We start from the raw sequence: 24,603 nt of genomic DNA, 5'->3' as shown, positions 1-24,603 counted from the left end.
GCAAAGGCGCTGTGCGCCGTGCCCACCATCTTTCAATAATTATCAGGCGTGGGCACGCTTCGCTTTGCCCACCCTACGGCAGCGAGGTTGTAATTACGACGCCGCTCGCGACGCATCCGCGGACAACCGCCCCAGCAACGACCTTGCCGTATCCGACGGCGACAGCGAATCCACGCTGACGACGGGCTCGCTGCGCATCTCGTGCTTGCCGTTGGAGGTGTGACGCATCACCGCCGAGAGGCGGCGGGCGATCATGTGGGCGGTGCGGAAGTCGGTTTCCGCGAACACGACGATGACCGAGCCGTCCTTCTGCGCCGCGCCGAAATCCATCTGCCGCATCAGACGGCTGAGGATGCGGGCGGCATCGAGCTGGGCGCGGGAATTGCCGGGGTCGAAGGCGAAGCGTGCGACGGAGAGACCGCCGCCGCGGGCCAGCGTCTGCTCGACCGCCTTGGCGAAATCGCGGGCGAAGGCTTCGACCGTCAGCAGGCCGCTGCGCGGATCGAGCCAGCCGCCGGCATCGATCGAGCGCAGCGTGCGGCTCAATTGTGCTTCCATCGCATGCTGGCGGATCAGGGGCAGCGCATTGGCCGCGACCTTCGCCGGCTCGCCCGGGATCAGCTCGAGATTGGGCAGGTCGTAAGTCTGCGTCAGCTGGTGTGCGGTGACGACGACGGGCAGGCTGCGAAAGCGGGTGTCCTCGGCGAGCACCGTGAGAAAGGCGTCGGTGACGCGCGCGGTAAAACCTTCGGCGAGCACGACGCCGTCGAGGTCGCGGGTGTTGAGGTGTTTCGCGGCGGCCTCGATCGAGAGCGCGCCGACCACGCCGGCGCGTTCGCCGAGTGCGACAGAGAGCGCGGGATAGGCCGAGCCGCGGCCGATCAGGAGCACGGTGGCATCGCGGGCCGGATCGCCTTCCGGCAACCCGACCTTCACTTCCGGCAGCCGGCGCAGCACCGTGGCGTGCAGGGTGCGCACGCGCAAGGCGGCGCGAAGCCGCGCGATCAGGCGGTCGGAATTGCCGCCGCGCGAGGAGAACGGCAGGGCGTTGTGAGGCAGCATGCCCATCGCATCGAGGGCCACGAAGGGAAGGTAAAGCGGCTGGTCGGCGATCTTCTTGGCGAGCGGCGCAATATGCGGCTCGTGACCGCCGGACATCTGGGCGAGAACCGCGGCCGGCTGGACCTGCTCGACCGCGCGCGCTGCGCTGGCCCAGTCGGTGTCGACGACGGGAAAGAGCCGGGCCTCGTCCAGCGCCGCAATGAAGGGCGGCCGCTCGGCATTGGACACAAACAGGATCGGGCCCGCCTGGGACATTCGCAAACTCTGATCACGCGACAGATGCCCCGCAATCTAGTTTGGCCGCCTTAATGCAGCGTCAACGCACCAGGCGAAACTGCGGCTAGACCGGCCCGGAACGGTCGCGAAAAGCTTCGACCATCAGGGGGTTAAGCCCGAGCTCGCTGAGCGCCTCGCGGGCCCGGGTATTGTCCTGGGCGCGTCCGGCCAGCCGGTGGCCGGACAGCCGATCGGGCAGCGCGGTGAGCAGGGCGCCCTGGCCGAGCCGGCGCGCCCATTCCTGGAGGTCGTTGGAGAGGAAGCGGTAGCCGCCGACGGCCATGATACCGGAGGGGGGCGCGGTGATGCAGATTGCGCCGCTCGGACGGTCGAGCCGGGCGGCATAGCCGGTGTCGACATAGTCTCGCGGCGGCTGCGCGATCAGCGTGTCGCCGACCGGCTGCGGCGGGGCATAGGCCGCGATCGGCACCATCGCGCCGCGCAGGCCGAGCGTGCCCTTCGGCGTCAGCAGGATCTCGCCGGCAATGGACGAGCCGGATTGCTCGCGCGGAGCGCCATGCGGCCCGGGCATCACCGCAACGGGCATGCCGTCCTCGCCGCGGCGGGCGCCGAACAGCCCGGCCTCGCCGAACAGGTAGACGTCGGTCAGCGGGGCATGTGGCGCGATCCAGGCATCGCTCGCCGCCACCTGCTCGGGCGCGCGCCACAGACCGACGACGTTGCGCAAGGTCGGCATCCGCGCCGCCAGGTCGGCATCGCCGAGCCGCAAGGCAAGCTGCGCCGGCGCGATCAGCACCTCGCATCCATGCTCGTTGATCTGCTGCTCCAGCACGTCGTTCTCGAACGGATGATGCAGCGCCAGCGCGCCGCCGGAGAGCAGCCACACAGCAAGCGAGGAGGCGAGCCCTGCGAACGACATCGGTGTGAATGCCGCCATCACGGTCGCGCCCTGCCGGATGTCGGCTTCCAGCGACATCGCAAGGCCACCGGCGATCACGCTGAAATGCGGTCGCGGTACCGGGCGAAAGCCTTCCGCGGTGACGTCGAAGGAGATCATCGCCGCCTTGCGGCCGTCCTGGATCACGGCGCGCGTGGTGCCCGGCGGGCGGGCCAACACGTCGTCGAGCGAAGCCATGCCTTCGGGCAGATCGGTGCCGAAGCCGCAGACGTGACGGATCGAGAAGGCTTCGGCGGCCGCATGCATCGCCAGATCGGCATAGCTGACGCCGTCGACCGTGCTCATGGTGACGATCGCGCGCGCCGCGGTGCGGTTGAGCGCGGCGGTGAGTTCCGCGTGCCGCCAGAGCAGCGGCAGCACGGCGACGACGAGGCCGGCGCGATGGGCGGCGAGCACCGTCAGCACGAACTCGACCGTATTGGGCAGCTGGATGGCGATGACGGAATTGGCCGGCAGGCCCGATTCGACGAAATAGGCCGACAGCGCCTCGATGGCCGTGTCTGCCTCGGCGTAGGTCATCCGCCGCGGCTGATGCCCGGTCACGCGGGCCTTGTTGAGCGGGTCGAGCAGGGCGGGCGCGTGCGGCTGCCGCATCAGCGTGCGCTGAAACAACGTGTCGAGCGTCGGCGATATTGCTGGCTGGTTCACGGCGTCACTTTGCTTGATGAGCTTGCGGCTGCCCCTTCGACCACCAGGTCTCCGGCAGATAGCCTGAGAGCGAGGTGGCCTTGGGCCGTTCTATCCGATTCCAGCGCGCGATCCATTGCTCGGATACGTTAAACAGGGGGATTGTGTAGAAGCCCGCGATCAGGGCGCGGTCGAGCGCCCGCACCGACGAGACGAAATCCGTATGTTCACGGGCCTCGAGCAGGGCGGCGATCATGGCATCGACCGCGCCATCCCTGGCGCCCATGTAGTTGCGCGTCCCCGGATTGTCCGCGGCAGCGCTGCCCCAGTAGAAATATTGCTCGTTGCCGGGCGACAGCGACTGGTCCCAGCGGTTCTGGATCATGTCGAATTCGTAAGCGAGCCGACGCTGGTCGAACTGCACGGGGTCGACCGTTCGCACGCTCGGCTCGATGCCGGCGCGCTTGAGGTCGCGCTGGAACGCGAGCGCGATGCGTTCCTGATCGCGGGTCGTGACCAGGATCTCGAAGGTGAAGGGCGCCTTGGTCGCGCGGTTGCGCAGCACCGTGCCGTCGAGATCGTAGCCGGCGTCCGACAACAGTTTCAGCGCCGCGCGCAGCGTGGTGCGATCGCGTCCCGATCCGTCGGTCACGGGAAGGCGGTAGCTGCCGTCCATGATATCGGGCCGAATTTGTGCGGCGAAGGGTTTGAGCAGCTCGCGCTCGCGCGCGTCCGCAGGCCGGCCATAGGCCGACAGGTCCGAGCCGGCGAAATAGCCGGCCACGCGCGAATAAAGTCCGAAAAAGTAGTTGCGGTTGACCAGCTCGAAATCGAACAGAAGCGTCAGCGCCTGGCGCACGCGGATGTCGGCGAAGATCGGACGGCGGGTGTTGAACACCAGGAATTCGGAAGGTTGCGGCAGGCCCGGCTTGACGGTGTCACGGATCACCTCGCCGCTTTTTGCGGCCGGAAAATCGTAGCCGTCGTGCCAGCGCAGCGGCTCGTGCTCGACGCGGAAATCATAAAGGCCGCGCTTGAATGCTTCGAACTGGCCGTTGGCCTCGCGAAAATAGTCGAGCCGGATCTCGTCGAAATTGTAGAGCCCGCGGTTGATGGCAAGGTCGCGGCCCCAATAGTCGGGATTGCGCGTCAGCGTCACGCTGGCGCCGGGCTTCACGGCCGTGACGCGATAGGGTCCGGAGCCAATCGGGCTCGTCAGCGTCGTCTCCTCGAAGGTCGCGACGTCGACCGCTCGCTTCGACAGGATCGGCATCAGGCCGAGGATCAGCGGCAGCTCGCGGTCGTTGGCGCCTGCGAGGTCGAAGCGGACGGTGAGGGGATCGGTCGCCTCGGCCTTGGCGACTTTGGCGTAGTACTGCCGGTGGTTGGGACGGCCATGATCGCGCAGCAGCTGCCAGGAGAACAGCACGTCTTCGGCCATGACCTGCTTGCCGTCGGAGAAACGGGCGCGCGGATCGAGGCGAAACGTGACGAAGCTCCGCTCGTCGTCGGTCTCGACGCTCCTGGCGAGCAGGCCATAGAGCGTGAACGGCTCGTCGTTGCCGCGCGCGAGCAGGCTCTCGACCACGTAGCCCCGCATCTGCTGCACGGCCAATCCCTTGACGATGAAGGGATTGAGGCTGTCGAAGGTTCCGAGAACACCCCAGGTCAAGCGGCCGCCTTTGGGGGCATCGGGATTGGCGTAGGGCATGTGGGTGAAATCGGCCGGCATGGCCGGCTTGCCGTGCATGGCGATGGCGTGGGCTTGCTCGGCCCGCGCGCCGCCAGCGGACAGCCCGAGCACGAGCATAGAGGCAAGGACGTAAAGGCGGAGACCGGGGCCCTCGAAAAGGCGCTGGAACTTGAACATCGGCACACGTTGATTCGAGGACCGGCTAGCCTCGAATCCTATCACAGGGAATTTCACCGGGCGCAGCCGCGGATGTGGCCAAAGACGGTTGTCGGCATTGATCTTTTCGTCGGCCACGTTAAGAAGGCGGGCAATCGCGCAAGAGCGCCGAGCCCGTCACTTATCTGCCTCAATTGACGGGAAGAGAGCCGCGCCCAAGGCGGCTTGGTTCGGCGCTTCGGAGCGGTTCGGGCGCTTCCCGTTCAGAAAGGGTTTTCCGCAATGAATTTCCGTTACTTGGCCGCGTCCGTCCGGCCGCGTGGGCGACTTCTCGCCCTGTTGACGGCGACGGCGTTGGCCGTTCCGTTTGCCGCCGAGGCCCAGACCCCGGCGCCGGCCCCGGGTGCGCCCAAGGCGACTCCGGCCCCGAAAGCGCCTCCCAAGGCCGCCCCGAAGGCTCCGGCACCGGCCGCTCAGGCCCCCGCCCAGCAGGCCCCCGCTGCAGGCGCTCCGGCGCAGCAGGGCGCGGCTCAGCCGGCGGATCAGCAGATCCAGCTGATCTACGCCCCCTGGACCAAGTTCTGCCTGAAGGGCCAGGACGCCAACGCCAAGCAGGTCTGCTTCACCGGCAAGGACGGCCGCATCGAATCGGGCCAGCCGGTCATCGCCGCCGTCATCATCGAGCCGGAAGGCGAGCCCAAGAAGATCCTGCGCGTGACGCTGCCGCTCGGGATGCAGCTCGTGCACGGCACCCGCATCATCGTCGACAGCAACGCGCCGCTGCAGCAGCCCTATGTGATCTGCTTCCAGAACGGCTGCATGTCCGATTACGAGGCGACGCCCGAGCTCATCAACAGCATGAAGAAGGGCCAGAATCTCGTTGTCCAGGCGATCAATGCCAACGGCGCGCCGCTGACCCTGCCGTTGCCGCTCGCCGGCGAATTCCAGAAGGCCTATGACGGTCCGCCGACCGATCCGAAGGTGTTCGAGGAAAATCAGAAGAAGCTCCAGGAAGAGCTTCAGAAGAAGGCTGATGAGCAGCGCAAGAAGCTCGAGCAGAGCGGTGCTGCCCCAGGGGCCGCTCCGGCCGGCCAGAAGTAATCGGGACCAGGATCCTGGACATGAAAAAGGCGCTCTCACGAGCGCCTTTTTTGCTAGCGGTCTGCCAGTGAAATTCAGTTCAGCGAGGGATTGCGCGGGCGGTAGCCGCCATCCTTGTTCTTGATGAAGATCTCGGCCACCTGCGAGTGCCGGATCGGCTCGCCGGATTCGTCCGGCAATAGGTTCTGCTCGGACACGTAGGCGACGTATTCGGATTCCGCGTTCTCCGCGAGCAGGTGGTAGAACGGCTGGTCCTTGTGGGGCCGCACCTCCTCGGGGATCGACAGCCACCACTCCTCGGTGTTGTTGAATTCCGGATCGATGTCGAAGATCACGCCCCGGAACGAGAAGATCCGGTGGCGTACGACCTGTCCGATCTGGAATTTGGCGGTCCGCGCTTTAATCATTCCCCGTCGATAGACCAGGATTGTGGCCGATGCTAGTGGCCTCATCTGGAATTAACGTTCACTTCAGGGGCAGATAGCCCCCAAGTCTTCAGAAAATACTTCACCGATGGTCGATATCCTCAATCTAGCGCTACCTTATTTCGGTTTGATCTTCGTCGGTTTTGCCTGCGGCAAGGCCAAGTCTCTGCCGGAATCGGGCCTCGCCTGGATGAACTTCTTCCTGCTCTACGTGTCGCTGCCGGCGCTGCTGTTTGCGATCATGTCGAAGACGCCGTTTGCGGAATTGAACAACCCGCCGTTCCTGGTCGCGACCACGCTGTCGACGGTGGCGGCATTCACCCTGGCGCTGGTGGTCGGCAAGGTTCTGGGACGGCTTACATTGCGCGAGGCGACGCTGGCAGGTCTGTCCGGCGGCTACGGCAATATCGGCTATATGGGTCCTGGCCTGGCGCTCGCTGTGCTCGGGACCAAGGCTGCGGCGCCGACCGCGCTGATCTTCTGCTGCGACAGCATCTTCCTGTTCACGATCGTGCCGCTCCTGATCGAGCTCTCCGACCGCGACCATCCCTCGATCGTGCATGCCTTCGGCGTCGTGCTGAAGCAGATCGTGCTCAACCCGCTGATCATGTCGGCCTGCTTCGGTGCCGCGGTCGCGGCGCTGCATATCGAGCTGCCGGTCGCGCTCGACCGCACCATCACCTTCCTCCAGAACGCCGCCGCTCCGACCGCTCTGTTCGTGCTCGGCGTGACCGTGGCGCTCCGTCCGTTCGACCGGGTGCCGTGGGAAGTGCCGGGCGTGATCGCGGTCAAGCTCCTGATCCATCCGCTGGCGGCGTTCGGCCTGATGCTGGCGTTCGGCCCCTTCGCGCAGCCCTGGGCTGCGACCGCCGTGCTGATGGCCTCGCTGCCGCCGGCGCTGAACGTGTTCGTCATCGCCCGGCAGAACGATGCCTGGATCGAATCGGCTTCCGTCGCGGTGCTGCTCGGGACCTTTGCATCCGTGGTCACGCTGACCAGCGTGATGTGGCTGCTTCAGAGCGGACGGCTGGTGTTTCCGTGAGAGCCAGAACTGCTGGCGATACGAACGGTGCGCCCCCTCTCCCGCTTGCGGGGGAGGGTTGGGGAGGGGATATCTCCACATTGGGATTGTCTGAAGTCTGCAGAGAAAATCCCTAAAAGGAGAGAGCCCCCACCCGGCGCTTCGCGCCGACCTCCCCCGCAAGCGGGAGAGGTTGCACCGAGCCCGCGGCTCGATCGAACTTAATCCAATTCATCGCGCGCTATCGCGCCTGAGAAACTACCTTCGCCAGGTCGGCGTCAGGCCTTCGCGCATCGCAAATCGCCGGAGCGGGCCGATGGCGCCGAGCAGGTGCATGCCGACGGCGCGGACCGGCTGGAGCGGCAGGAAATCGTTGAGCAGCGAGCGGTTGGCGATGTCGATCGCAAAGGTGCGGCTCAAAACGTCCGGACGCCGCGCGCGGTCGTAGCGCTTGAGCAGGTCGGGCGCGCCGGGATCCTGGCCGGCTGCGATGACCTCGCCCGCGAGCCTGGCAATGTCGGCGGCATCGCGCAGGCCGAGATTGAGGCCCTGGGCACCGATCGGCGGAACCACATGGGCTGCTTCGCCGACCAGCGCAACGCGGTCGCGGCCGAAGGATTTTGGACGTTCGATCGCGAGGGGGAACAGGTTGCGCCCGGGCTCGACGGTCATGCGCCCGAGGATCGAATGCGACTGCTTCTCGATCGCGGCCGACAGCTCGGCATCGCTGAGGCCGCGGAGCCGTTCGGCCTCCGCAGGCGCCGAGACCCAGACGATGCTGGAGCGGTCGCCGGGCAGGGGCACGAACACGCAAGGGCCATGCGGCGTGTGGAACTCGGTCGAGACATTGCGATGCGGCCGCGTGTGAGCGACGTTGAAGGTCAGCGCCGTCTGCGTCAGCTCGCGCCGCGTCACCGCGATGCCGGCAGCTTCCCGGCACAGCGAATGCCGGCCGTCGGCGCCGACCACCAGGTGGGCCGAGAGAAATTGCGCGGAGGCCGTGCGGACCGCGACGTCGTCGGCTTCGATGACGACGCTTTCAGCCTCGTCGTCGAAACGGACGAGATTGGGCAGCTCAGCCGCACGCGCTTCCAGCGCCAGCATCAGCGAGCGGTTGTCGATGTTGTAGCCGAAGGCGTCGAGCGCGATTTCGTGACAGGAGAACCGGACCTCCGGCGCGCGGAACAGCCGGCCGGTGTCGTCGACGAGGCGCATGACCTCTAGCGCGGCGGCCTTGTCCTTGCAGCGGGACCAGACGTCGAGCGTCTCCAGCAGTTCGACGGAGGCGCCGAGCAGCGCGGTGGTGCGGTTGTCGGCATAGGGAATGCGCCGCGCCACCAGTGCTGTCCGGGCACCCGCCTGCGCCAGCGCGATCGCTGCGGCAAGTCCGGCCGGTCCACCGCCGATCACGGCGGCGTCATGGAGTGTCGATGCGTCTGTCATGGAACGACAAATGACACGCCCGGCGGCAAATTCAAGCCCGCTGATTCCGCCTGATTTTCTGACTGATTGTGCGACCGGGCGCCGCAATGGCGGATGTGCAAACCGGCCTCATTCTGATAGCAGAAGCCATGGATACCCAGCAGGATTCCCTGAAGCCGAAACCGGCGATCCGCGCCGCGGCCTTTTCGGTGCACATCTTCACCGCGTTCGGCGCGGCGATCGCGCTATTGGCGATGCTGGAGGCCGTGCGCGAGCACTGGGCGGCGATGTTTCAATGGTTGGGCGTCGCCCTGATCATCGACGCGGTCGACGGGCCGATCGCGCGCCGGCTCGACGTCAAGAACGTGCAGCCGAACTGGTCGGGTGACGTGCTCGATCTCGTGGTCGACTTCGTCACCTATGTCTTCGTGCCGGCCTACGCGATCGTCGCCAGCGGCCTGCTGCTGCCGGTCGCGGCGCCCTTGCTCGGCGTCGCCATCATCGTCACCAGCGCACTATATTTCGCCGATCTGCGCATGAAGGCGGACGACAATCATTTCCGCGGCTTCCCGGCGCTGTGGAATGCGGCGGCGTTCTATCTGTTCCTGCTGCACTGGCCGCCGCTGTGGTCGACGCTGCTGGTGGCAGCGCTCGTCGTGCTGACCTTCGTGCCGTTTCACGTGCTGCATCCGGTCCGTGTCGTGCGGCTGCGCTGGCTGACGATGTCGCTGATCGCGATCTGGGCGCTGCTCGCCCTCTACGTGCTGGAGATGGATTTCCGCGTCGGCGCCGGCGTCACCGTCGCACTCTGCGCGATCGCGCTCTGGATCAGCTTCAGCGATGCGTTGATACGACTGGTAAGATCCTTCGCATGATGCATCTGTTGACCAGCCCCGAAGCCTGGGCCGCGCTGCTCACCCTGACTGCGCTCGAGATCGTGCTCGGCATCGACAACGTCATCTTCCTGTCGGTGATCGTCTCGCGCATCCCCCAGCAGCAGGCCGATCGCGCCCGCAAGATCGGGCTCGCTCTCGCGCTGGTCTTCCGCATCATGCTGCTCAGCGTCCTGGTCTGGCTGATCGGCCTGACCGCGCCGGTCTTTTCATTCAAGGGTTCGGACTTCTCCTGGCGCGACCTCATCCTGATCGGCGGCGGCCTGTTTCTGATCGCGAAGGCGACGCACGAGATCCACGCCGAGGTCGAGGCCGATGACGGCGAGGGCGATCAGAAATCCGGCGGCAGCGCCTTCTTCTGGGTGATCATCCAGATCATCGTCATCGACATCGTGTTCTCGCTGGATTCGATCATCACCGCGATCGGCATGGCCCAGGACGTCGAGATCATGATCGCGGCGGTCGTGATCGCCTGCCTGATCATGTACATTTCGTCGGGCCCGGTGTCGCGCTTCGTCGCGGAGCATCCGACCACGAAAATGCTGGCGCTGGCGTTCCTCGTGCTGATCGGCGTCGCGCTGGTCGCGGACGGATTCCAATTCCATATTCCGCGGGGCTACATCTATTTTGCAATTGCGTTCTCGGCGGCCGTTGAATTCTTCAACGTGCTGGCCAAGCGCAATCGCAGGAAGACCAGCACGCCGTCGGTTTAGGCGTTCCAGCTACATCGAGTTGACAAGGCGGGCGCGATGTCTTTCGCTGGCCTTTGAGAAGAGGAGGTCAGGTGATGACCAAAGCGGTCCGTGTGCACAAGGTCGGGGGCCCAGAAGCCCTGGTCTATGAGAGCGTCGATGTCCCGGCGCCCGGCCCCGGCGAGGTGCGCATCCGCCAGCATGCGGTCGGCCTGAACTTCATCGACGTCTATTACCGTACCGGTCTCTACAAGGCGCCGGGGCTGCCCTTCATTGCCGGCAACGAGGCCTCGGGCGAGGTCATCGCCGTCGGGCCCGGCGTGACGCATTTCCATCCGGGCGATCGCGTTGCCTACTACCACAATCTCGGAGCCTATACCGGCGAGCGCAACATTCCCTGGGAGAAGCTGGTCAAGCTGCCCGATCACATCACCCACGAGCAGGGCGCCGTGCTGATGCTCAAGGGGCTGACGGTGTGGTATCTCCTGCACAAGACCTTCAAGGTCGAGCCGCATCACCGCGTGCTGGTTCATGCCGCCGCCGGCGGCATCGGCCTCTTGGCCTGCCAATGGGCGAGGGCGCTCGGGGCCCACGTCATCGGCACGGTCGGCTCGCGCGAAAAGGCCGAGCTCGCCGAGGCCAATGGCTGCGATCACGTCATCCTCTACAACGAGGAGGACTTCGTCGCGCGCGTCAAGCAGATCAGCCGCAACGAGGGCTGTGACGTCGTCTATGACGGCGTCGGCAAGGCGACCTTCCCGGGCTCGCTGTCGTGCCTGAAGCCGCGCGGCATGTTCGTCTCCTTCGGCAACGCCTCCGGCCCGGTGCCGCCGTTCGCGATCGCCGAGCTCAACAATCACGGCTCGCTGTTTGCGACGCGGCCGAAGCTCAACGATTACGTCGGCACGCGCAAGGAGCTGCTCGAAGGCGCCGACACGCTGTTCGCCGCCGTCATCAACGGCAAGCTGCACGTGCCGATCAACCACGCCTACGCGCTGAAGGATGCCGCGAAGGCGCATATCGATCTCGAAAGCCGCAAGACCACGGGGGCTTCGATTTTGAAGCCCTAGGTTCCCGTCATTGCGAGCGAAGCGAGGAAATCCAGAACTGTCTCCGCGGATGCTGCTCTCGTAGGGTGGGCAAAGGTGCGAAGCGCCGTGCCCACCATTTCTGAGTGGTGGACACGCTTCGCTTTGCCCACCCTACGGTACTGCCTCCAGGAGAACGAGACAGTTGCTACGCCACGCGCCGTGCCGCGCCGGCCTTGGTCAAGATCCCATCGAGACAATCGATCATCTCGGCGATCTCTGCCTTCGCGACGTTCAGCGCCGGCATGAAGCGCAGCGTGTCGAGCTGCGGCGCGTTGAGGAGCACGCCTTCCTCGAACGCCTGCGCGACGATGCCGGGCGCGATCGGCAGCTTGAGGTCGAGCGCGAGCAGCAGCCCGCGTCCCCGCACACCGCCGAGGCCGTGCCGGGCCGAGACCTTCTGCAGCTCGCTCTCGAGCAGGAGGCCAGTCTCGGCGACCTGCTTCAGGAAGTCGGGCTTGCTGACCTCCTCGAGCACGGCGAGCCCCGCCGCGCACATGATCGGGTTGCCGTTGAACGTGCCGCCCTGGTCGCCGTGCTCGAAGCACGAGGCGCGTTCGGTTGCGAGCAGGGCAGCGAGCGGCACGCCGCCGCCGATACCCTTGCCGAGCGTCACGATGTCGGGCGCGATGCCGGTGTGCTCGTAGTGGAAGAGTTTTCCGGTCCGGCCCATGCCGGTCTGGATCTCGTCGAAAATGAGCAGCAGGCCGTGCGCATCGGTCAGCGCGCGTAGCTGCTGAAGGAACGCATCGGTCGCCGGCCAGACGCCTGATTCACCCTGGATGGGCTCGAGCATCACCGCGACGGTGTTGTCGTTGATCAGCTTCTCGACCGAGGCGATGTCGTTCAGCTTCGCCTTCTTGAAGCCTGATACTTTCGGCTCGAACAGCGGCTCGAACGCCTTCTTGCCCGAGGCCGACATCGTCGCCAGCGTTCGGCCGTGAAAGCCGCCTTCGAAGCTGATGATCTCGAACGCGCCGCCTTTGTGCAGGCTGCCATATTTGCGCGCGAGCTTGATCGCGCCCTCGTTGGCTTCCGCGCCGGAATTGGCAAAGAACACCTGGTCGAAGGCGCTGTTCGCGACCAGCGCTTGCGCCAGCTTGAGGCTCGGCTCGTTGTAGAACGCCGGGCTCGGCGTCAGCAGCCGCCTGGCCTGTGCGGAAAGCGCGTCGGCAACCGCGGCCGGGGAGTGGCCGAGGCAGTTCACGGCCCAGCCCTGCACGAAATCGAGATAGCGCTTGCGGCCGTCGTCCCAGAGGTAGGAGCCCGCGCCGCGGACGAACACGGCCTTGGGCCGTGCGGTGATGTCCATCAGCGCGTCATACGGATGCGTGGTCATGTCGAACTCCTCTGGAGGCGGGTGGAAAACGGGCGCAAAAAGCAGAAAGGCCGCACCTTGCGGGTGCGGCCTTCTCGAAAACTTCAGCTGAATTCAGTGGTTCAGCGGCGTCGTCGGACATGGCGCACCCTCTCATCGTCGCGGGAGCGACGACGGAGCATTTCGGTGCGCAGGTTGGTCCGGGCGTTGATCATGGGGCGCGTCCGTACAGCCGAATAGCAGGGCTTGTCAAGCAGGCTTTTTGCAGGATGCTCGCCGAGCGTGCATCGTCACGTCGGGTGCGCGGCCTCCGCGGCCTCTTCATCGCCCCAATCCGCGTCCGCGATCGCGGTGTCGATCAGTTCGCCGCGCAGCAGCTTGAGCGGCGAATTCCAGTACAGAGCGATGTTGTGGAAGGGGTCGGTCAGCACCTTGAACACCCAGACGAGGCCGGTCGTGACGTCACGCGTGGCGAAGAGCTGGAGCATGCGGGCAAGACCGCCACTGACGCCGATCGCGAGCCAGAGCGTGCCGACGTGACGGACGAAATCGAGACGCGTGGCGGGCGGATCGAACAGCCCGAACAGGGAAGGGAACGCGTACAGCGCAACCGGTGCGCTGCCCCACACCAGCAGCAGGATGATCTTGCGGGTCTGGTTGTAGCCGACCTTGACCGCTTCCTTGTAGTCGTTGCTGACGTCGTTGACGGTATCATAGCCGTTCGGCTCGAAGAAGAAATGCCCGGTCTGCCGCGTCAGCATCGCAAGCCAGCCGACGATGCCCGCGAGCGCTGCGTCCTTGAACAGCAAGGCGTAGCAGCCGAGAAAGATCACGGCGCTGACGAGATGCAGGGTCTGGTTGACGGTGCTCTGGTGGTAGAAGCGGTAATCGTCGAAGCGCTGCCTGCGCAGCATGTTCGAGAGACGGCTCATTCTCATTCCTCGCTCGCGTTGAAAGGCGCGGCAGAACTAGGACGAGTCCGTGACCTCTGCGTGAATGCACTATAGTGTCACATTCCTGCGTGACGGTTACTCGACGCCGTAATGCGAGAATACATCGGCGATGTCGGCATTGATTGCCTTTGCGGCCGCGATGTCGCGCTCGGCGCCTTCACCGTCACCCTTCTTGCGCTTCGCCAATCCGCGGCCGTAGAGCGAGCCGTCGAGCCTCGGCTTGATGCTCAGCGCGGCATCGTAATCGGCAATCGCCGCGTCGAGGTTGCCGAGCTTCAGATGGGCGAGGGCGCGGCTGTCCAGCGTGTCGGCATCGTTGGGAGCCATCTTCAGCGACTGCTCGCAATCGGCCAGCGCCTCCTGCAGGCGGCCGACGATCGCGCGGGTGAAGCATCGCGAATTGAACACGTCCGCACGGCTCGCATTCGCTCTGATGGAGTGGTCGTAATCGTCGAGCGCCAGCGTGTAGTCGTGCGTATCGAAATACATGTTCGCGCGCGCATAGAAGTCGCGGTCGTTGTTCGGACTGAGATCGATCGATCTGGCGAAATCGGCCAGCGCTCGGGGACGGTCGCCGCGGTCGCGATAGACGCGGGCGCGGTTGCCGTAGGCCGGCCCGTAGTTCGGGTTGAGCTTGATCGACAGATCGAAGTCCGCAAGTGCGCTCGCGTTGTCGCCGTGGTTGCTGAAGGCGGTGCCGCGATTGAAATAGGCGAGCGCGAAATTCGGATCGAGCTTGATGGCCTGATCGTAGTCGGCCATCGCGCGCTCGTACGCCTTGTTGTGAATGTGGGAGTTGCCCCGGTTGTTGTAGTAGAGCGGGTCGCGGGCGTTCAGCCGGATGGCACGCGTGTAGTCGGCAATGGCGTGATCTTTCTCGCCGAGATCGTCATGGGCAATTCCCCTGTTGTACCAGAGGTCGGAATGCCCAGGATTGAGCTCGATCGCACGGTTGAAGTCCACCAGCGCACGCGCGGCGTCGCCCTTGCGCCGAAGCATCTCGCCGCGATTGGCGAGGGCATGCACATCGTTGGGATTGGCCTTGAGCACGGCCGAGCAGCCCTCGATGCGCCGTTCCTCGTGGCCCACGTCGTCGTCCTCGTAACACCATTGGCGCAGCTGTGCGGCTGAGGGGGATCGCGCCGTAGCGGGGGTGGACAGCGCGAGCAGGGCCATCGCCATGCCAATGGCCGCCAGCTTGAACCAAATTCCTGATGTTTCGTCGTATTCCATTTGCGTACCGCATCGAAACCATTGCGCCTCTAGCGCGTTTGTGATCGAAGGACGCGACTTGGTTCGAACCGGACGCAATTCGGGCGAGACCAAGAGGGACGGGACCAACCAGACAGTTTTCAGCCTTGTCCGATACGCCTTATCCCATCGACCTCGACAGCATTCGCGGCGCATTTCCGCCGGGTATCGAAGCGCCGCCGCTGCTGGTCGACTTTGCCACCTGGCTCAAGGGGCGACCCTGGGGCAGCGTCGGCTGTTTCTCGCTGCAGGGCCAGTTCTCGGATCACGCGCCGATCACCGACGGCAGCCCCTTGCGGGACAGGTTTTCGCTGTTCATGCGGCTGCCGGACGGCTCGGCCGTCGGCGGCTGGTACGGCGCCGGTCTCGACCGCGACAATCCGCCGATCGTGGGACTGGGCTCGGAGGGCGACTACGAGCTGCTGGCGCCGAGCCTCGACGGCCTGCTCGCCAAACTGACATCGCAACAATTCGACAATGCCTGGAGCGATCTCAAGCCGCATGACGAGGTCGAGCCCCAGACGGTCGAGCTCGCGCAATGGCTGGCCGGACGGCCGCTCGGCGAGCCGGCGACGCCCGACGAGAATTCGTCGGAACTGCCTGACTTCCGCGGCTTCATGGAAAAATGGAGCCGGGATCGCGAAGACTACTGGGCCAATCACCGCCTGATGGCCGAGCTCGGCTGGCGGCTGGCCGCCCATCTGCCCAAGGGCAAGAAGCCCTGGGACCGGACGAGATTCGAGATAGCGATCGTCGGCAAGCAATACGAGGCGCGCGTGCTCTCGCACGGACCACAGCCGTTCGAGGAAGCCGCCTCGATCGAATCCCTGCTGCGCGACCTGCGCGAGGAGATGCGCCGCGCCCAGCCCGAGCTTGGCCTGTGGTACGCGATGAATTTTGGGCTCTATGCCGACGGCCGCGTCATGCCGAATTTCGAATACGATCTACGCCCGACCATCGACGGCGAGCCGGCGCTGCTCTCCGAGGCGAAAGCCGACCTCGCCCGCGCACCCCGACCTGAGCGCTGGGTGCCGAAATGGCTGGCGACCTCCTGAACCTTCGGAATTCCGCGGGGCTGCCGTGCAGCCGGGCGCGCCGAGACCTTCCGCTGTCGCGCCATCAGTGCGTTCTAGCCCTTGCTTGACCTCGCGGGGACGGCACCTTCGATCCCTCTTGACTTAGAGCGCGCTCGAAGGGGTATCTGTACGTGCGTCAGTACGAGAACGGGCACACATGAAGATCGGCGACCTTGCAAGACGAACGGGCTTGTCGACTCACACGCTGCGCTATTATGAGCGCATCGGGCTGCTTCCATACGCTGACCGGGATCGCTCCGGTCAACGTGATTTTGACGCATCAATCCTCACATGGATCGAATTCCTCGGTCGGCTCAAGACCACCGGAATGCCAATCCGGGACATGTTGCGTTACGCGGCGCTTCGTGATGACGGCGACGCCACCGGGCCAGCCCGGCGGCAGATGCTGGAAATCCATCGCGAACAGGTTCGCACGCAGATTGCCGAACTCCAGGAATGCCTGCTCGTCCTTGATACCAAGATTGCCGGCTACGCCGGCGACGAACAGAGGACGAAGGAAAATGACGCACGCCCAAACACACGCCGAAAGCCGCTTCGATCGCGGCCAGCGGGCCCTGTCACGCATTGACGGGAAGGCGGGCGAAAAGGTCGTCGCCTCACTCGCCGACATCGCTCCGGATTTCGCACGATACGTGATCGAGTTTCCCTTTGGCGACATTTACTGCCGCCCGGATCTCGGCCTGCGCGATCGAGAGATCGCGACGATCGCCGCGCTGACGGCGCTCGGAAATGCCGCGCCTCAGCTCAAAGTGCATATCGAGGCGGGGCTGAACGTCGGGCTTTCTCGCGACGAGATCGTGGAGATCATCATGCAGATGGCCGTCTATGCTGGCTTCCCGGCGGCAGTGAACGGGCTGTTCGAAGCCAAGGAGGTGTTCGCCGCGCAGCACGGACAGCAGGCGTCAGGCAACGCGACGTAACGGACTAGCGCCAAACATTCCGTCTGCTCGGCAGCCTGGGCATTGCGGCCTCCCGCACGCCTTGCCCCGGCGTCCGGAACGCTCGGTGCCGAAATGGCTGGCGTAAGCTTAATCGCGACTTCGCACTTGCGCCCGGCGCGCGCTTGGTGATGCTGCCTCAAGGCAGTTCGATGGTACCAGGGGCACAGTTGATAAGATCAATACAGTTCGAGAGGATTGGCGCTGCGCCGACGTTTCCCGGTTTCTCGCTTGCCGCGAGCGGGGTTGCGGGCGAATCGCTGCTGTTCTTGTACGTCGAGGACGCCGGACGTGACGCCGTGTTCGAGAGCGACCGTGGTGGTATCGGCTCGTTTCCGCGAGCAAGAATGGACGGTCTAAAGCGATTTCGACTCCTGCGGGAAAACGCATGTCCGAGGCGGAGATTCTGTTTTCAGGGCAATATGACGATCCACCCGATGTGGCCTACATCGGACGATTGGATCGAGACGGGACTATCCTTGTCAGGCGAGCACGCCTGTTGATGCCCGACGGCTCGGGCCGCCCGCCCGGCCGATTGCAGGGCCGCGGCAAGCGTCTTTATCATTTCGGCGAGGATGGCGTTTACCGGGCGATCGTGGACTAAAGGCCGTTGGCGAACGCCGTCAGAACCCCGAGACGCTCCCGTGCAAATCGTATTGGTCGGCGCGCTCGATCTTCGCGGTGACGATCTCGCCGACGCGCAAGGGGCGGCGGCTCGTCAGATACACCGCGCCGTCGATCTCCGGAGCATCGGCCTTGGAGCGGCCCTTGGCCACCGTCGGGCCGACCTCGTCGATGATGATCTGCTGGCGGGTGCCGACCTTGCGCTTCAGCCTGCGCGCGGAGATCTTCTGCTGCCGGGCCATCAGAGCGTTGTAGCGCTCCTGCTTGACCTCTTCCGGCACCGGGTTCTCGATCGCGTTCGATGTCGCGCCCGCAACCGGCTCGTATTTGAAGCAGCCGAGCCGATCGATCTCGGCTTCATCGAGCCAGTCGAGCAGATAGGCAAAATCGGCGTCGGTCTCACCGGGGAAGCCGACGATGAAGGTCGAGCGCAAGGCAAGATCAGGACATTCCTCGCGCCAGCGCTTGATCCGCGCCAGCGTCTTGTCCTGCGCCGCCGGACGCTTCATCGCCTTCAGCACCTCGGGGCTCGCATGCTGGAACGGGATGTCGAGATAGGGCAGCACCTTGCCCTCGTTCATCAGCGCGATGACCTCGTCGACGTGCGGGTAGGGGTAGACATATTGCAGCCGGACCCATGCGCCGAGCTCACCGAGCTCGCGCGCGAGGTCGAGGAATCTGGCGCGGACCTGGCGGTCCTTCCACGGGCTCTCGGCGTATTTGAGATCGACGCCATAGGCCGAGGTGTCCTGCGAGATCACCAAGAGCTCCTTGACGCCGGCGCCGACCAGGCGTTCGGCCTCGCGCAGCACGTCATTGGCCGGACGCGAGACGAGGTCGCCGCGCAGCTTCGGAATGATGCAGAAGGTGCAGCGGTTGTTGCAGCCCTCGGAGATCTTCAAATAGGCGTAGTGGCGCGGCGTCAGCTTGATGCCCTGCGGCGGCACCAGGTCCAAATGCGGATTGTGAGCGGGCGGCAGCGCGCGGTGCACGGCGTCCAGCACGCTCTCGTATTGCTGCGGACCGGTGATCGAGAGCACGCCGGGATAGGCCTGCTCGATCTGCTCGGGTTCCGCGCCCATGCAACCCGTTACGATGACCTTGCCGTTCTCGGCCATGGCCTCGCCGATCGCCGACAGCGATTCCTGCTTGGCGCTGTCGAGGAAGCCGCAGGTGTTGACGATGACGATATCGGCGCCATCGTGCTTGCGGGCAAGCTCATAGCCCTCGGCGCGCAGGCGCGTGATGATGCGCTCGGAATCCACCAATGCCTTGGGACACCCGAGCGACACGAAGCTGACCTTGGGCGCAGCCGTCTGATCCATATCCAAATCTGCCTGATTGACCGGCCTGAGCTAGTCCCAATTGCCCACAATTACAACCCTTTGCAGGGCGTTCCGGCGTGCTATGGATGAATCACCTGCCGTGAGTGAGCTATGAGCGCCGAACAGTCGCCCAAAATCGTGATCGTCGACGAAAGCCCGATCCGCGCTGCGATCCTGGAGGAAGGATTGCGGGAGGCCGGATTCACGCAAGTGGTCCATATCCGCGAGATGCAGAGCCTGCTTGCCCGTATTTATGCGGTCGACCCCGATATCATCCTGATCGATCTCGAGAACCCCAGCCGCGACGTGCTGGAGGCGATGTTCCAGGTCAGCCGCGCCGTGAAGCGGCCGATCGCCATGTTCGTCGACCAGAGCGATTCAGCCTCGATCCAGGCCTCGGTCGAGGCGGGGGTATCCGCTTACATCGTCGACGGGCTGAAGAAGGAGCGCATCAAGCCGATCCTCGACCTCTGCGTGTCCCGCTTCAACGCCTTTGCCAAGCTCCAGGAGGAGCTCGAGCGCACCAAGTCGCAGCTTGAGGACCGCAAGATCATCGAACGCGCCAAGGGTATCCTGATGAAGGTGAAGGGCCTCACCGAGGACGAGGCCTACGTGCTGCTGCGCTCCACCGCCATGCGCGAGAAGAAGAAAATCGGCGAGATCGCGCAGTCGATCATCACCGCGTCGGAGATGCTGAAATGACCGTTCCCCTCCGCATCGGGTTCATCCCGCTGGTCGATGCCGCAGCGCTGATCGTCGCCGTCGACAAGGGATTTGCCGCCGCCGAAGGGCTCGAGGTCGAGCTGGTGCGCGAGGTGTCGTGGTCCAACGTTCGCGACAAGCTCAATATCGGCCTGTTCGACGCGGCTCATCTGCTCGCGCCCGTGGCGATCGCATCTTCGCTCGGGCTCGGTCACGTCAAGGTGCCGATCGCCGCGCCCTTCAGTCTCGGCATCAACGGCAACGCGATTACGGTGTCGCCGGCGCTCCATGCCGCGCTGATGGAGGAGATCGACGGCGACCGTTTCGATCCGATGGCCACGGCGAAAGCGCTGGCGAAGGTGGTTGCAAAGCGGCGCAAGGCGGGTGCCGAGCCGCTGACTTTCGGCATGACCTTCCCGTTCTCGACCCACAATTACCAGCTGCGGTTCTGGATGGCGGCGGCTGGCGTCGATCCCGACGAGGACGTGCGCCTCGTGGTGCTGCCGCCGCCCTACATGGTCGACAGCCTCAAGAGCGGCCATGTCGATGCGTTCTGCGTCGGTGCGCCCTGGAATTCGATCGCCGTCGATCTCGGCATCGGTCACATCCTGCATTTCGTTTCCGACATTCTGGTCCGCGCGGCGGAAAAGGTGCTCGCCGTCCGCCAGACCTGGGCCGACAAGAATCCGGACGTGGTCGCTGCGCTGGTGCGCGCAGCAGTGAAGGCCGCCGCGTTCATCGAAAGCCCTGAGAACCTGACCGAGGCCGCGCAGATCCTGGCGCAACCCGAGCGGATCGGTGTCGATGCCGAGGTGATCCAGCGCTCGCTCGTCGGCCGCCTGAAGATATCGCCCGAGGGCGAGGTGCGCGAAAGCGGCCGCTACCTGCTGGTGGGGCGGGAAGAGGCGGGGCGGCCCGATCCGGTCCAGGCAGCCTGGCTCTATGCGCAGATGGTGCGCTGGGGGCAGACGGTGCTCAGTCCGGAGGGCGTCAAGACGGCGATGGCCGTTTTCAGGCCCGACCTCTACGATGCGGCCCTCGGCCGCCGGCCGCCCGAGCAGGCTCCCGCCGCGTTCGGGGCATTCGCGGGCCCGGTGTTCAATCCCGACGACATCCAGGGGCATCTTAGGGCCTTCGAGGTCGGGCGATGGAAGGCTTGATTCGGGTCTGCGTATTTTTTAGGCAGTAAGTTTCATTGCCCAAAGTTTGATCCGGCTGCCCGAATTTCGTGAAAGCTTGCCGCCCGGGAATTCCCGGGGTGGCGCCTAATCATCTGAAATAGCGATATTTTCCATTTTGGCCAAGCTGGCACGCAACTTGAATGTTGCAGTGCGGCCAGCTTGTCACAGGTGCCTGCTGAGCCGTGTCCCGCAGCAACGAAGCTGATCGGACCGTCGGGAAACGAAGCCGGCTCTTAAGGGCCAGCCCAGTTCCTCGCGGGTCGCGCCAATGTCCGTCGATGCCACCCAGGTGGCCGCAGGAGCTTCGTTACCGACCATGAAAATCGATACGCTCGCAGTCGACTTTACCGACGAGCAGAAACGCTATCTCGAAGGTTTTACGACCGGTCTGCAGATCAGCCGGGTCGGTCGCGGTCTCGGCGGCGGAGGCGGCGCCGGCAAGCCGAACGCCGAGCCTGTTGGTCCCGATGCCGTGCACATCAAGGCGCAGGACAAGGTCATCGCGTCGGGCAAGAAGCTCGCCGACCAGGAGAAGTTCAAGCGCGACGAGCATCCCTTCGATGCTTATCCGCGGCTGCGCCAGCAGGCGCTCGAGAATACGCCGCCGAGCCCGGCGGACAATTTCCGCTGGCGCTATTACGGCATCTTCTACGTCGCGCCGACGCAGGACTCCTACATGAGCCGCCTGCGGATTCCGAACGGCATCATGAAGCACTGGCAGATGTCGGGTCTTGCCGATCTCGCCGACGAGCTCTGCGGTCCCTACAGCCACGTCACGACGCGCGCCAATCTCCAGCTTCGCGAGATTCCGCCGAAGAATGCCGTGAAGCTGATAGAGGGCATCCAGGACCTCGGCCTGTGCTCGCGCGGCTCCGGCGCCGACAACATCCGCAACGTCACGGGCACGCCGACGGCCGGCATCGATCCGCAGGAAATCATCGACACGCGGCCCTATGCGCGCGAATGGCACTACCACATCCTCAACGATCGCTCGCTCTACGGCTTGCCGCGCAAGTTCAACGTCGCCTTCGACGGCGCCGGCAGGATCGCGGTGCTCGAGGAGACCAACGACATCGCCTTCACGGCGTATGAGGTGAAGGACGGCTTTGGCGTCGAGCCCGGAATCTGGTTCCGCCTCGGCCTCGGCGGCATCACCGGCCACAAGGACTTTGCGAAATATTCCGGCATCATCGTCAAGCCGGAGGAGGCGACGGCTGTCGCCGATGCCATCGTGCGGGTGTTCATCGACCATGGCGATCGCACCAACCGCAACAAGGCGCGGCTGAAGTATGTGCTCGACGCCATGGGCCATGACGGCTTTCTCAAGCTCGTCGAGGAACGGCTGAAGACGCCGTTCACGCACGTGCCGGAAGAGGCGTTCGCGCCTCGGCCCGCGGCGGACCGCATGGCGCATGTCGGCGTGCACAAGCAGAAGCAGGACGGCCTCAACTGGATTGGCGTCTCGCTGCCGCTCGGCAAGCTCAGCTGCGATCAGATGCGCGGTCTTGCCAAGGTCTCGCGCGACCTCGGCGACGGTGAGGTCCGCCTGACGGTCTGGCAGAACCTACTGATATCAGGGGTGCGCGACGAGAACGTCGCGCTCGCCGTCGCCGCCATCAAGCAGATCGGGCTCGCGGTCGAGGTTTCGCACATCCGCGCCGGACTGATCGCCTGCACCGGCAACGCCGGCTGCCGTTTCGCGGCGTCCAACACCAAGCGCAGCGCGGCCGAGATCGGTGATTGGTGCGAGCCGCGCGTCGCCATGGACAAGCCGGTCAACATCCACGTCACCGGCTGCCACCATTCATGCGCACAGCATTACATCAGCGATATCGGCCTGATCGGTGCGCGCGTGCCGGTGAACGAGGACGACACGGTCGAGGGCTATCACCTCTTCACGGGTGGCGGGTTCGGCCCCGACGCCGATGTCGGGCAGGAGGTCTATCACGACCTCAAGGCCGAGGACGCACCGAAGACGGTCGAAGGACTGCTCAAGGCCTATATCGCCCATCGCTCGTCACCCGACGAAACCTTCCTGTCCTTTGCGCGCCGCCATGACGGCGAAACGCTGCGCAAGCTTGCCGATGCACAGGTGTCCGCATGAACCAGATCACGCCTCCGCCGAAACTCGATATCATCCCCGCCAGCGCCCCGTTCTCCGATGCGCAGCGCTCCTGGCTGAACGGCTTCTTTGCCGGGTTGCTCTCGCCCGATGTCGCCGCGCCGCTGTCGGCGGAGCAGGGCGCCGCCGTCATGCAAGGCGCAGCCGGCGACGGTGACGACGGCGAGGCGCCCTGGCACGACCAGACCATGCCGATCGCCGACCGGATGAAGCTTGCGGAGGGCCGTCCCGTCCGCCGCAAGATGATGGCGGCGATGGCGCAGCAGGATTGCGGCCAGTGCGGCTACAATTGCCACGATTATTCGGAGGCGATCGCGGGCCGCAGCGAAGCACGGCTCAACCTCTGTGTTCCCGGCGGCAAGGAAACCGCGCGGATGCTGAAGTCGCTGTACGAGGAGCTGGACAAGGCGCCGGCGGCCAAGGCGGCTGACAAGACGGACGCGGTGACCGCGCCGGCCGTGACCGTGACGATCGCGGAGCCGGGCCGCTCGCGCGACAACCCCGTGACCGCGACATTTCTCTCGCGCCGTCTGCTCAACAAGGGCAAGTCCGAGAAGGAAACCTATCACGTCGAGTTCGATCTCTCCGAGAGCAAGCTCGACTACGTCGTGGGCGACAGTTTTGGCGTGTTCGCGCGCAACGAGGTCGGCCTCGTCGACCAGATCATCGCGCTGCTCGGCGCCTCCCACACCACCAAGGTCAACGGCAAGACGTTGCGCGAGGTGCTGATCGACGACGTCTCGCTGTCGCCGGCACCCGACACGCTGTTCGAATTGATCTCCTTCATCACCGGCGGCGCGCAGCGCGAGAAGGCGCGGGCGCTGGCGCAGGGCGAGGATCCCGACGGCGATGCTGCCACGCTCGACGTCATGGCGGCGCTGCAGAAGTTTTCGGGTACGCGGCCGCATCCGGAGGCTTTCGTCGAGGCGCTGGAGCCGCTGCAGCCGCGGCTCTATTCGATCTCGTCCTCGCACAATGCGACGCCCGGAAAGCTGTCCCTGACGGTCGATTCCGTGCGCTACGTCGTCGGCAAGCGCAAGCGTCTCGGTGTCGCCTCGACCTTCCTCGGCGAGCGCATCACAGAAGGCGAGAATCTCAAGGTCTATGTGCAGAAGGCGCACGGTTTCGGCCTGCCGCAGGACCCGAAGACGCCCGTGATCATGATCGGTCCCGGCACCGGCATCGCGCCGTTCCGCGCCTTCCTGCTCGATCGCAAGGCGACCGGCGCGCCGGGCAAGAACTGGCTGTTCTTCGGCCATCAGCGCAGCGATTGCGACTTCTTCTACCAGGAGGAGCTCAATGCGATGAAGACCTCGGGTCTGCTGACGCGCATGTCGCTGGCCTGGTCGCGCGACGGCGAGAAGAAGTTCTATGTGCAGGACCGCATGCGCGAGGTCGGCCGCGAGGTGTGGACCTGGCTCGCCGAAGGCGCGCATCTCTACATCTGCGGCGATGCCAAGCGCATGGCCAAGGACGTCGAGCGTGCGCTGGTCGACATCGTCGCCCAGTTCGGGGCGCGTTCGACCGACGAAGCCGTCAGTTTCGTCGCCGAGCTCAAGAAGACCGGCCGCTTCCAGGCTGACGTGTACTAAGGCGATCGTCACGCTACTGTCATCCGAGCCGGTTCCAACCGGCTCGGATTTGAACGAATAAGATTCTCGGAACCTGCACCTGGAGAGAATTTACGTCTGCGATGCGGCCGCTTCGGAGGAGGCGC

At 65.0% G+C, this 24,603-nt stretch carries 22 protein-coding genes; 13 read left to right on the top strand and 9 right to left on the bottom strand.

All coding sequences use genetic code 11. From position 1 onward, the window contains the following. Positions 1-93: 93 nt before the first annotated feature. The 3 genes from GGD65_RS02375 to GGD65_RS02365 form a co-directional block, all read right to left on the bottom strand. Complete coding sequence (locus GGD65_RS02375; RefSeq protein WP_183234322.1) at positions 94-1,317, bottom strand: GGDEF domain-containing protein; 1,224 nt, start codon at positions 1,315-1,317, stop codon at positions 94-96. An 85-nt stretch (positions 1,318-1,402) separates the two neighbouring features. Beyond that, positions 1,403-2,905, bottom strand: a complete 1,503-nt coding sequence (locus tag GGD65_RS02370; RefSeq protein WP_183234321.1) for a class I adenylate-forming enzyme family protein — start codon at positions 2,903-2,905, stop codon at positions 1,403-1,405. 4 nt (positions 2,906-2,909) lie between these two features. Continuing rightward, positions 2,910-4,754: an extracellular solute-binding protein gene (locus GGD65_RS02365; RefSeq protein ID WP_183234320.1), complete on the bottom strand. Its 1,845-nt coding sequence runs from the start codon at positions 4,752-4,754 to the stop codon at positions 2,910-2,912. Between the two features lie 261 nt (positions 4,755-5,015). Here GGD65_RS02365 and GGD65_RS02360 point away from each other — a divergent pair, with 261 nt between their 5' ends. Continuing rightward, complete coding sequence (locus tag GGD65_RS02360) at positions 5,016-5,834, top strand: invasion associated locus B family protein (protein ID WP_018317972.1); 819 nt, start codon at positions 5,016-5,018, stop codon at positions 5,832-5,834. A 74-nt stretch (positions 5,835-5,908) separates the two neighbouring features. Here the strand turns inward: GGD65_RS02360 and hspQ are convergent, their stop codons facing one another. Next, positions 5,909-6,241 carry a heat shock protein HspQ gene (gene hspQ, locus GGD65_RS02355; RefSeq protein WP_018317973.1) on the bottom strand — a complete coding sequence of 111 codons (333 nt, stop codon included), beginning with the start codon at positions 6,239-6,241 and terminating at the stop codon, positions 5,909-5,911. A gap of 106 nt (positions 6,242-6,347) precedes the next feature. Here hspQ and GGD65_RS02350 point away from each other — a divergent pair, with 106 nt between their 5' ends. Continuing rightward, the gene (locus tag GGD65_RS02350) at positions 6,348-7,301 is read left to right on the top strand and encodes an AEC family transporter (RefSeq protein ID WP_183234319.1); all 954 of its coding nucleotides are present in this window, start codon (positions 6,348-6,350) and stop codon (positions 7,299-7,301) included. 237 nt (positions 7,302-7,538) lie between these two features. Here the strand turns inward: GGD65_RS02350 and GGD65_RS02345 are convergent, their stop codons facing one another. Continuing rightward, on the bottom strand, positions 7,539-8,723 hold the full coding sequence (locus GGD65_RS02345) for a UbiH/UbiF family hydroxylase (RefSeq protein ID WP_183234318.1): 1,185 nt from the start codon (positions 8,721-8,723) through the stop codon (positions 7,539-7,541). 86 nt (positions 8,724-8,809) lie between these two features. Here GGD65_RS02345 and pcsA point away from each other — a divergent pair, with 86 nt between their 5' ends. The 3 genes from pcsA (at position 8,810) to GGD65_RS02330 (ending at position 11,357) form a co-directional block, all read left to right on the top strand. Continuing rightward, positions 8,810-9,577 carry a phosphatidylcholine synthase gene (pcsA, locus tag GGD65_RS02340; RefSeq protein ID WP_026201945.1) on the top strand — a complete coding sequence of 256 codons (768 nt, stop codon included), beginning with the start codon at positions 8,810-8,812 and terminating at the stop codon, positions 9,575-9,577. Next, positions 9,574-10,308 (top strand): TerC family protein, encoded by a 735-nt coding sequence (locus GGD65_RS02335; RefSeq protein WP_018317977.1) that lies wholly within the window; start codon positions 9,574-9,576, stop codon positions 10,306-10,308. Before pcsA ends, GGD65_RS02335 begins: the two co-directional genes overlap by 4 nt. 74 nt (positions 10,309-10,382) lie before the next feature. Continuing rightward, the gene (locus tag GGD65_RS02330; protein ID WP_018317978.1) at positions 10,383-11,357 is read left to right on the top strand and encodes a quinone oxidoreductase; all 975 of its coding nucleotides are present in this window, start codon (positions 10,383-10,385) and stop codon (positions 11,355-11,357) included. A 166-nt stretch (positions 11,358-11,523) separates the two neighbouring features. Here the strand turns inward: GGD65_RS02330 and GGD65_RS02325 are convergent, their stop codons facing one another. From GGD65_RS02325 to GGD65_RS02315, 3 genes are all read right to left on the bottom strand, one after another. Continuing rightward, positions 11,524-12,714: an acetylornithine transaminase gene (locus tag GGD65_RS02325; protein WP_018317979.1), complete on the bottom strand. Its 1,191-nt coding sequence runs from the start codon at positions 12,712-12,714 to the stop codon at positions 11,524-11,526. 269 nt (positions 12,715-12,983) lie between these two features. After that, the gene (locus GGD65_RS02320) at positions 12,984-13,625 is read right to left on the bottom strand and encodes a hypothetical protein (RefSeq protein WP_183234317.1); all 642 of its coding nucleotides are present in this window, start codon (positions 13,623-13,625) and stop codon (positions 12,984-12,986) included. 96 nt (positions 13,626-13,721) lie between these two features. Further along, positions 13,722-14,879, bottom strand: coding sequence for a tetratricopeptide repeat protein (locus GGD65_RS02315; RefSeq protein ID WP_183234316.1), 1,158 nt, complete (start codon positions 14,877-14,879; stop codon positions 13,722-13,724). 125 nt (positions 14,880-15,004) lie between these two features. Between GGD65_RS02315 and GGD65_RS02310 the strand changes: the two genes are divergently transcribed. The 4 genes from GGD65_RS02310 to GGD65_RS02295 all read left to right on the top strand — a co-directional run bounded on the left by GGD65_RS02310 (position 15,005) and on the right by GGD65_RS02295 (position 17,536). Then, entirely contained in the window at positions 15,005-15,952 is a 948-nt protein-coding gene (locus GGD65_RS02310) for a hypothetical protein (RefSeq protein WP_183234315.1), read from the top strand. Between the two features lie 178 nt (positions 15,953-16,130). Then, positions 16,131-16,562 (top strand): MerR family transcriptional regulator, encoded by a 432-nt coding sequence (locus tag GGD65_RS02305; RefSeq protein ID WP_091963536.1) that lies wholly within the window; start codon positions 16,131-16,133, stop codon positions 16,560-16,562. Beyond that, the gene (locus GGD65_RS02300; RefSeq protein ID WP_183234314.1) at positions 16,495-16,914 is read left to right on the top strand and encodes a carboxymuconolactone decarboxylase family protein; all 420 of its coding nucleotides are present in this window, start codon (positions 16,495-16,497) and stop codon (positions 16,912-16,914) included. Before GGD65_RS02305 ends, GGD65_RS02300 begins: the two co-directional genes overlap by 68 nt. Positions 16,915-17,320: 406 nt before the next feature. Beyond that, entirely contained in the window at positions 17,321-17,536 is a 216-nt protein-coding gene (locus GGD65_RS02295; RefSeq protein ID WP_183234313.1) for a hypothetical protein, read from the top strand. A gap of 19 nt (positions 17,537-17,555) precedes the next feature. Here the strand turns inward: GGD65_RS02295 and rimO are convergent, their stop codons facing one another. Continuing rightward, positions 17,556-18,881 carry a 30S ribosomal protein S12 methylthiotransferase RimO gene (rimO, locus tag GGD65_RS02290; protein ID WP_183234312.1) on the bottom strand — a complete coding sequence of 442 codons (1,326 nt, stop codon included), beginning with the start codon at positions 18,879-18,881 and terminating at the stop codon, positions 17,556-17,558. A gap of 111 nt (positions 18,882-18,992) precedes the next feature. On the opposite strand from rimO, the gene GGD65_RS02285 reads away from it, so the two are divergent. The 4 genes from GGD65_RS02285 to GGD65_RS02270 all read left to right on the top strand — a co-directional run bounded on the left by GGD65_RS02285 (position 18,993) and on the right by GGD65_RS02270 (position 24,478). After that, entirely contained in the window at positions 18,993-19,583 is a 591-nt protein-coding gene (locus GGD65_RS02285; RefSeq protein ID WP_008564898.1) for an ANTAR domain-containing response regulator, read from the top strand. Then, positions 19,580-20,743, top strand: a complete 1,164-nt coding sequence (locus GGD65_RS02280) for a CmpA/NrtA family ABC transporter substrate-binding protein (RefSeq protein WP_179736686.1) — start codon at positions 19,580-19,582, stop codon at positions 20,741-20,743. The genes GGD65_RS02285 and GGD65_RS02280 overlap by 4 nt, the downstream gene beginning before the upstream one ends. 337 nt (positions 20,744-21,080) lie before the next feature. Then, positions 21,081-22,868, top strand: coding sequence for a NirA family protein (locus GGD65_RS02275; protein WP_183234922.1), 1,788 nt, complete (start codon positions 21,081-21,083; stop codon positions 22,866-22,868). Then, on the top strand, positions 22,865-24,478 hold the full coding sequence (locus GGD65_RS02270) for a sulfite reductase subunit alpha (protein WP_183234311.1): 1,614 nt from the start codon (positions 22,865-22,867) through the stop codon (positions 24,476-24,478). Before GGD65_RS02275 ends, GGD65_RS02270 begins: the two co-directional genes overlap by 4 nt. Positions 24,479-24,603: the final 125 nt, after the last annotated feature.

The organism is Bradyrhizobium sp. CIR18 (assembly GCF_014198295.1).
Classification (GTDB): domain Bacteria; phylum Pseudomonadota; class Alphaproteobacteria; order Rhizobiales; family Xanthobacteraceae; genus Bradyrhizobium.
The sequence above is the reverse complement of the archived record's forward strand: the minus strand, read 5'-3'. Positions and strand labels throughout refer to the sequence as shown.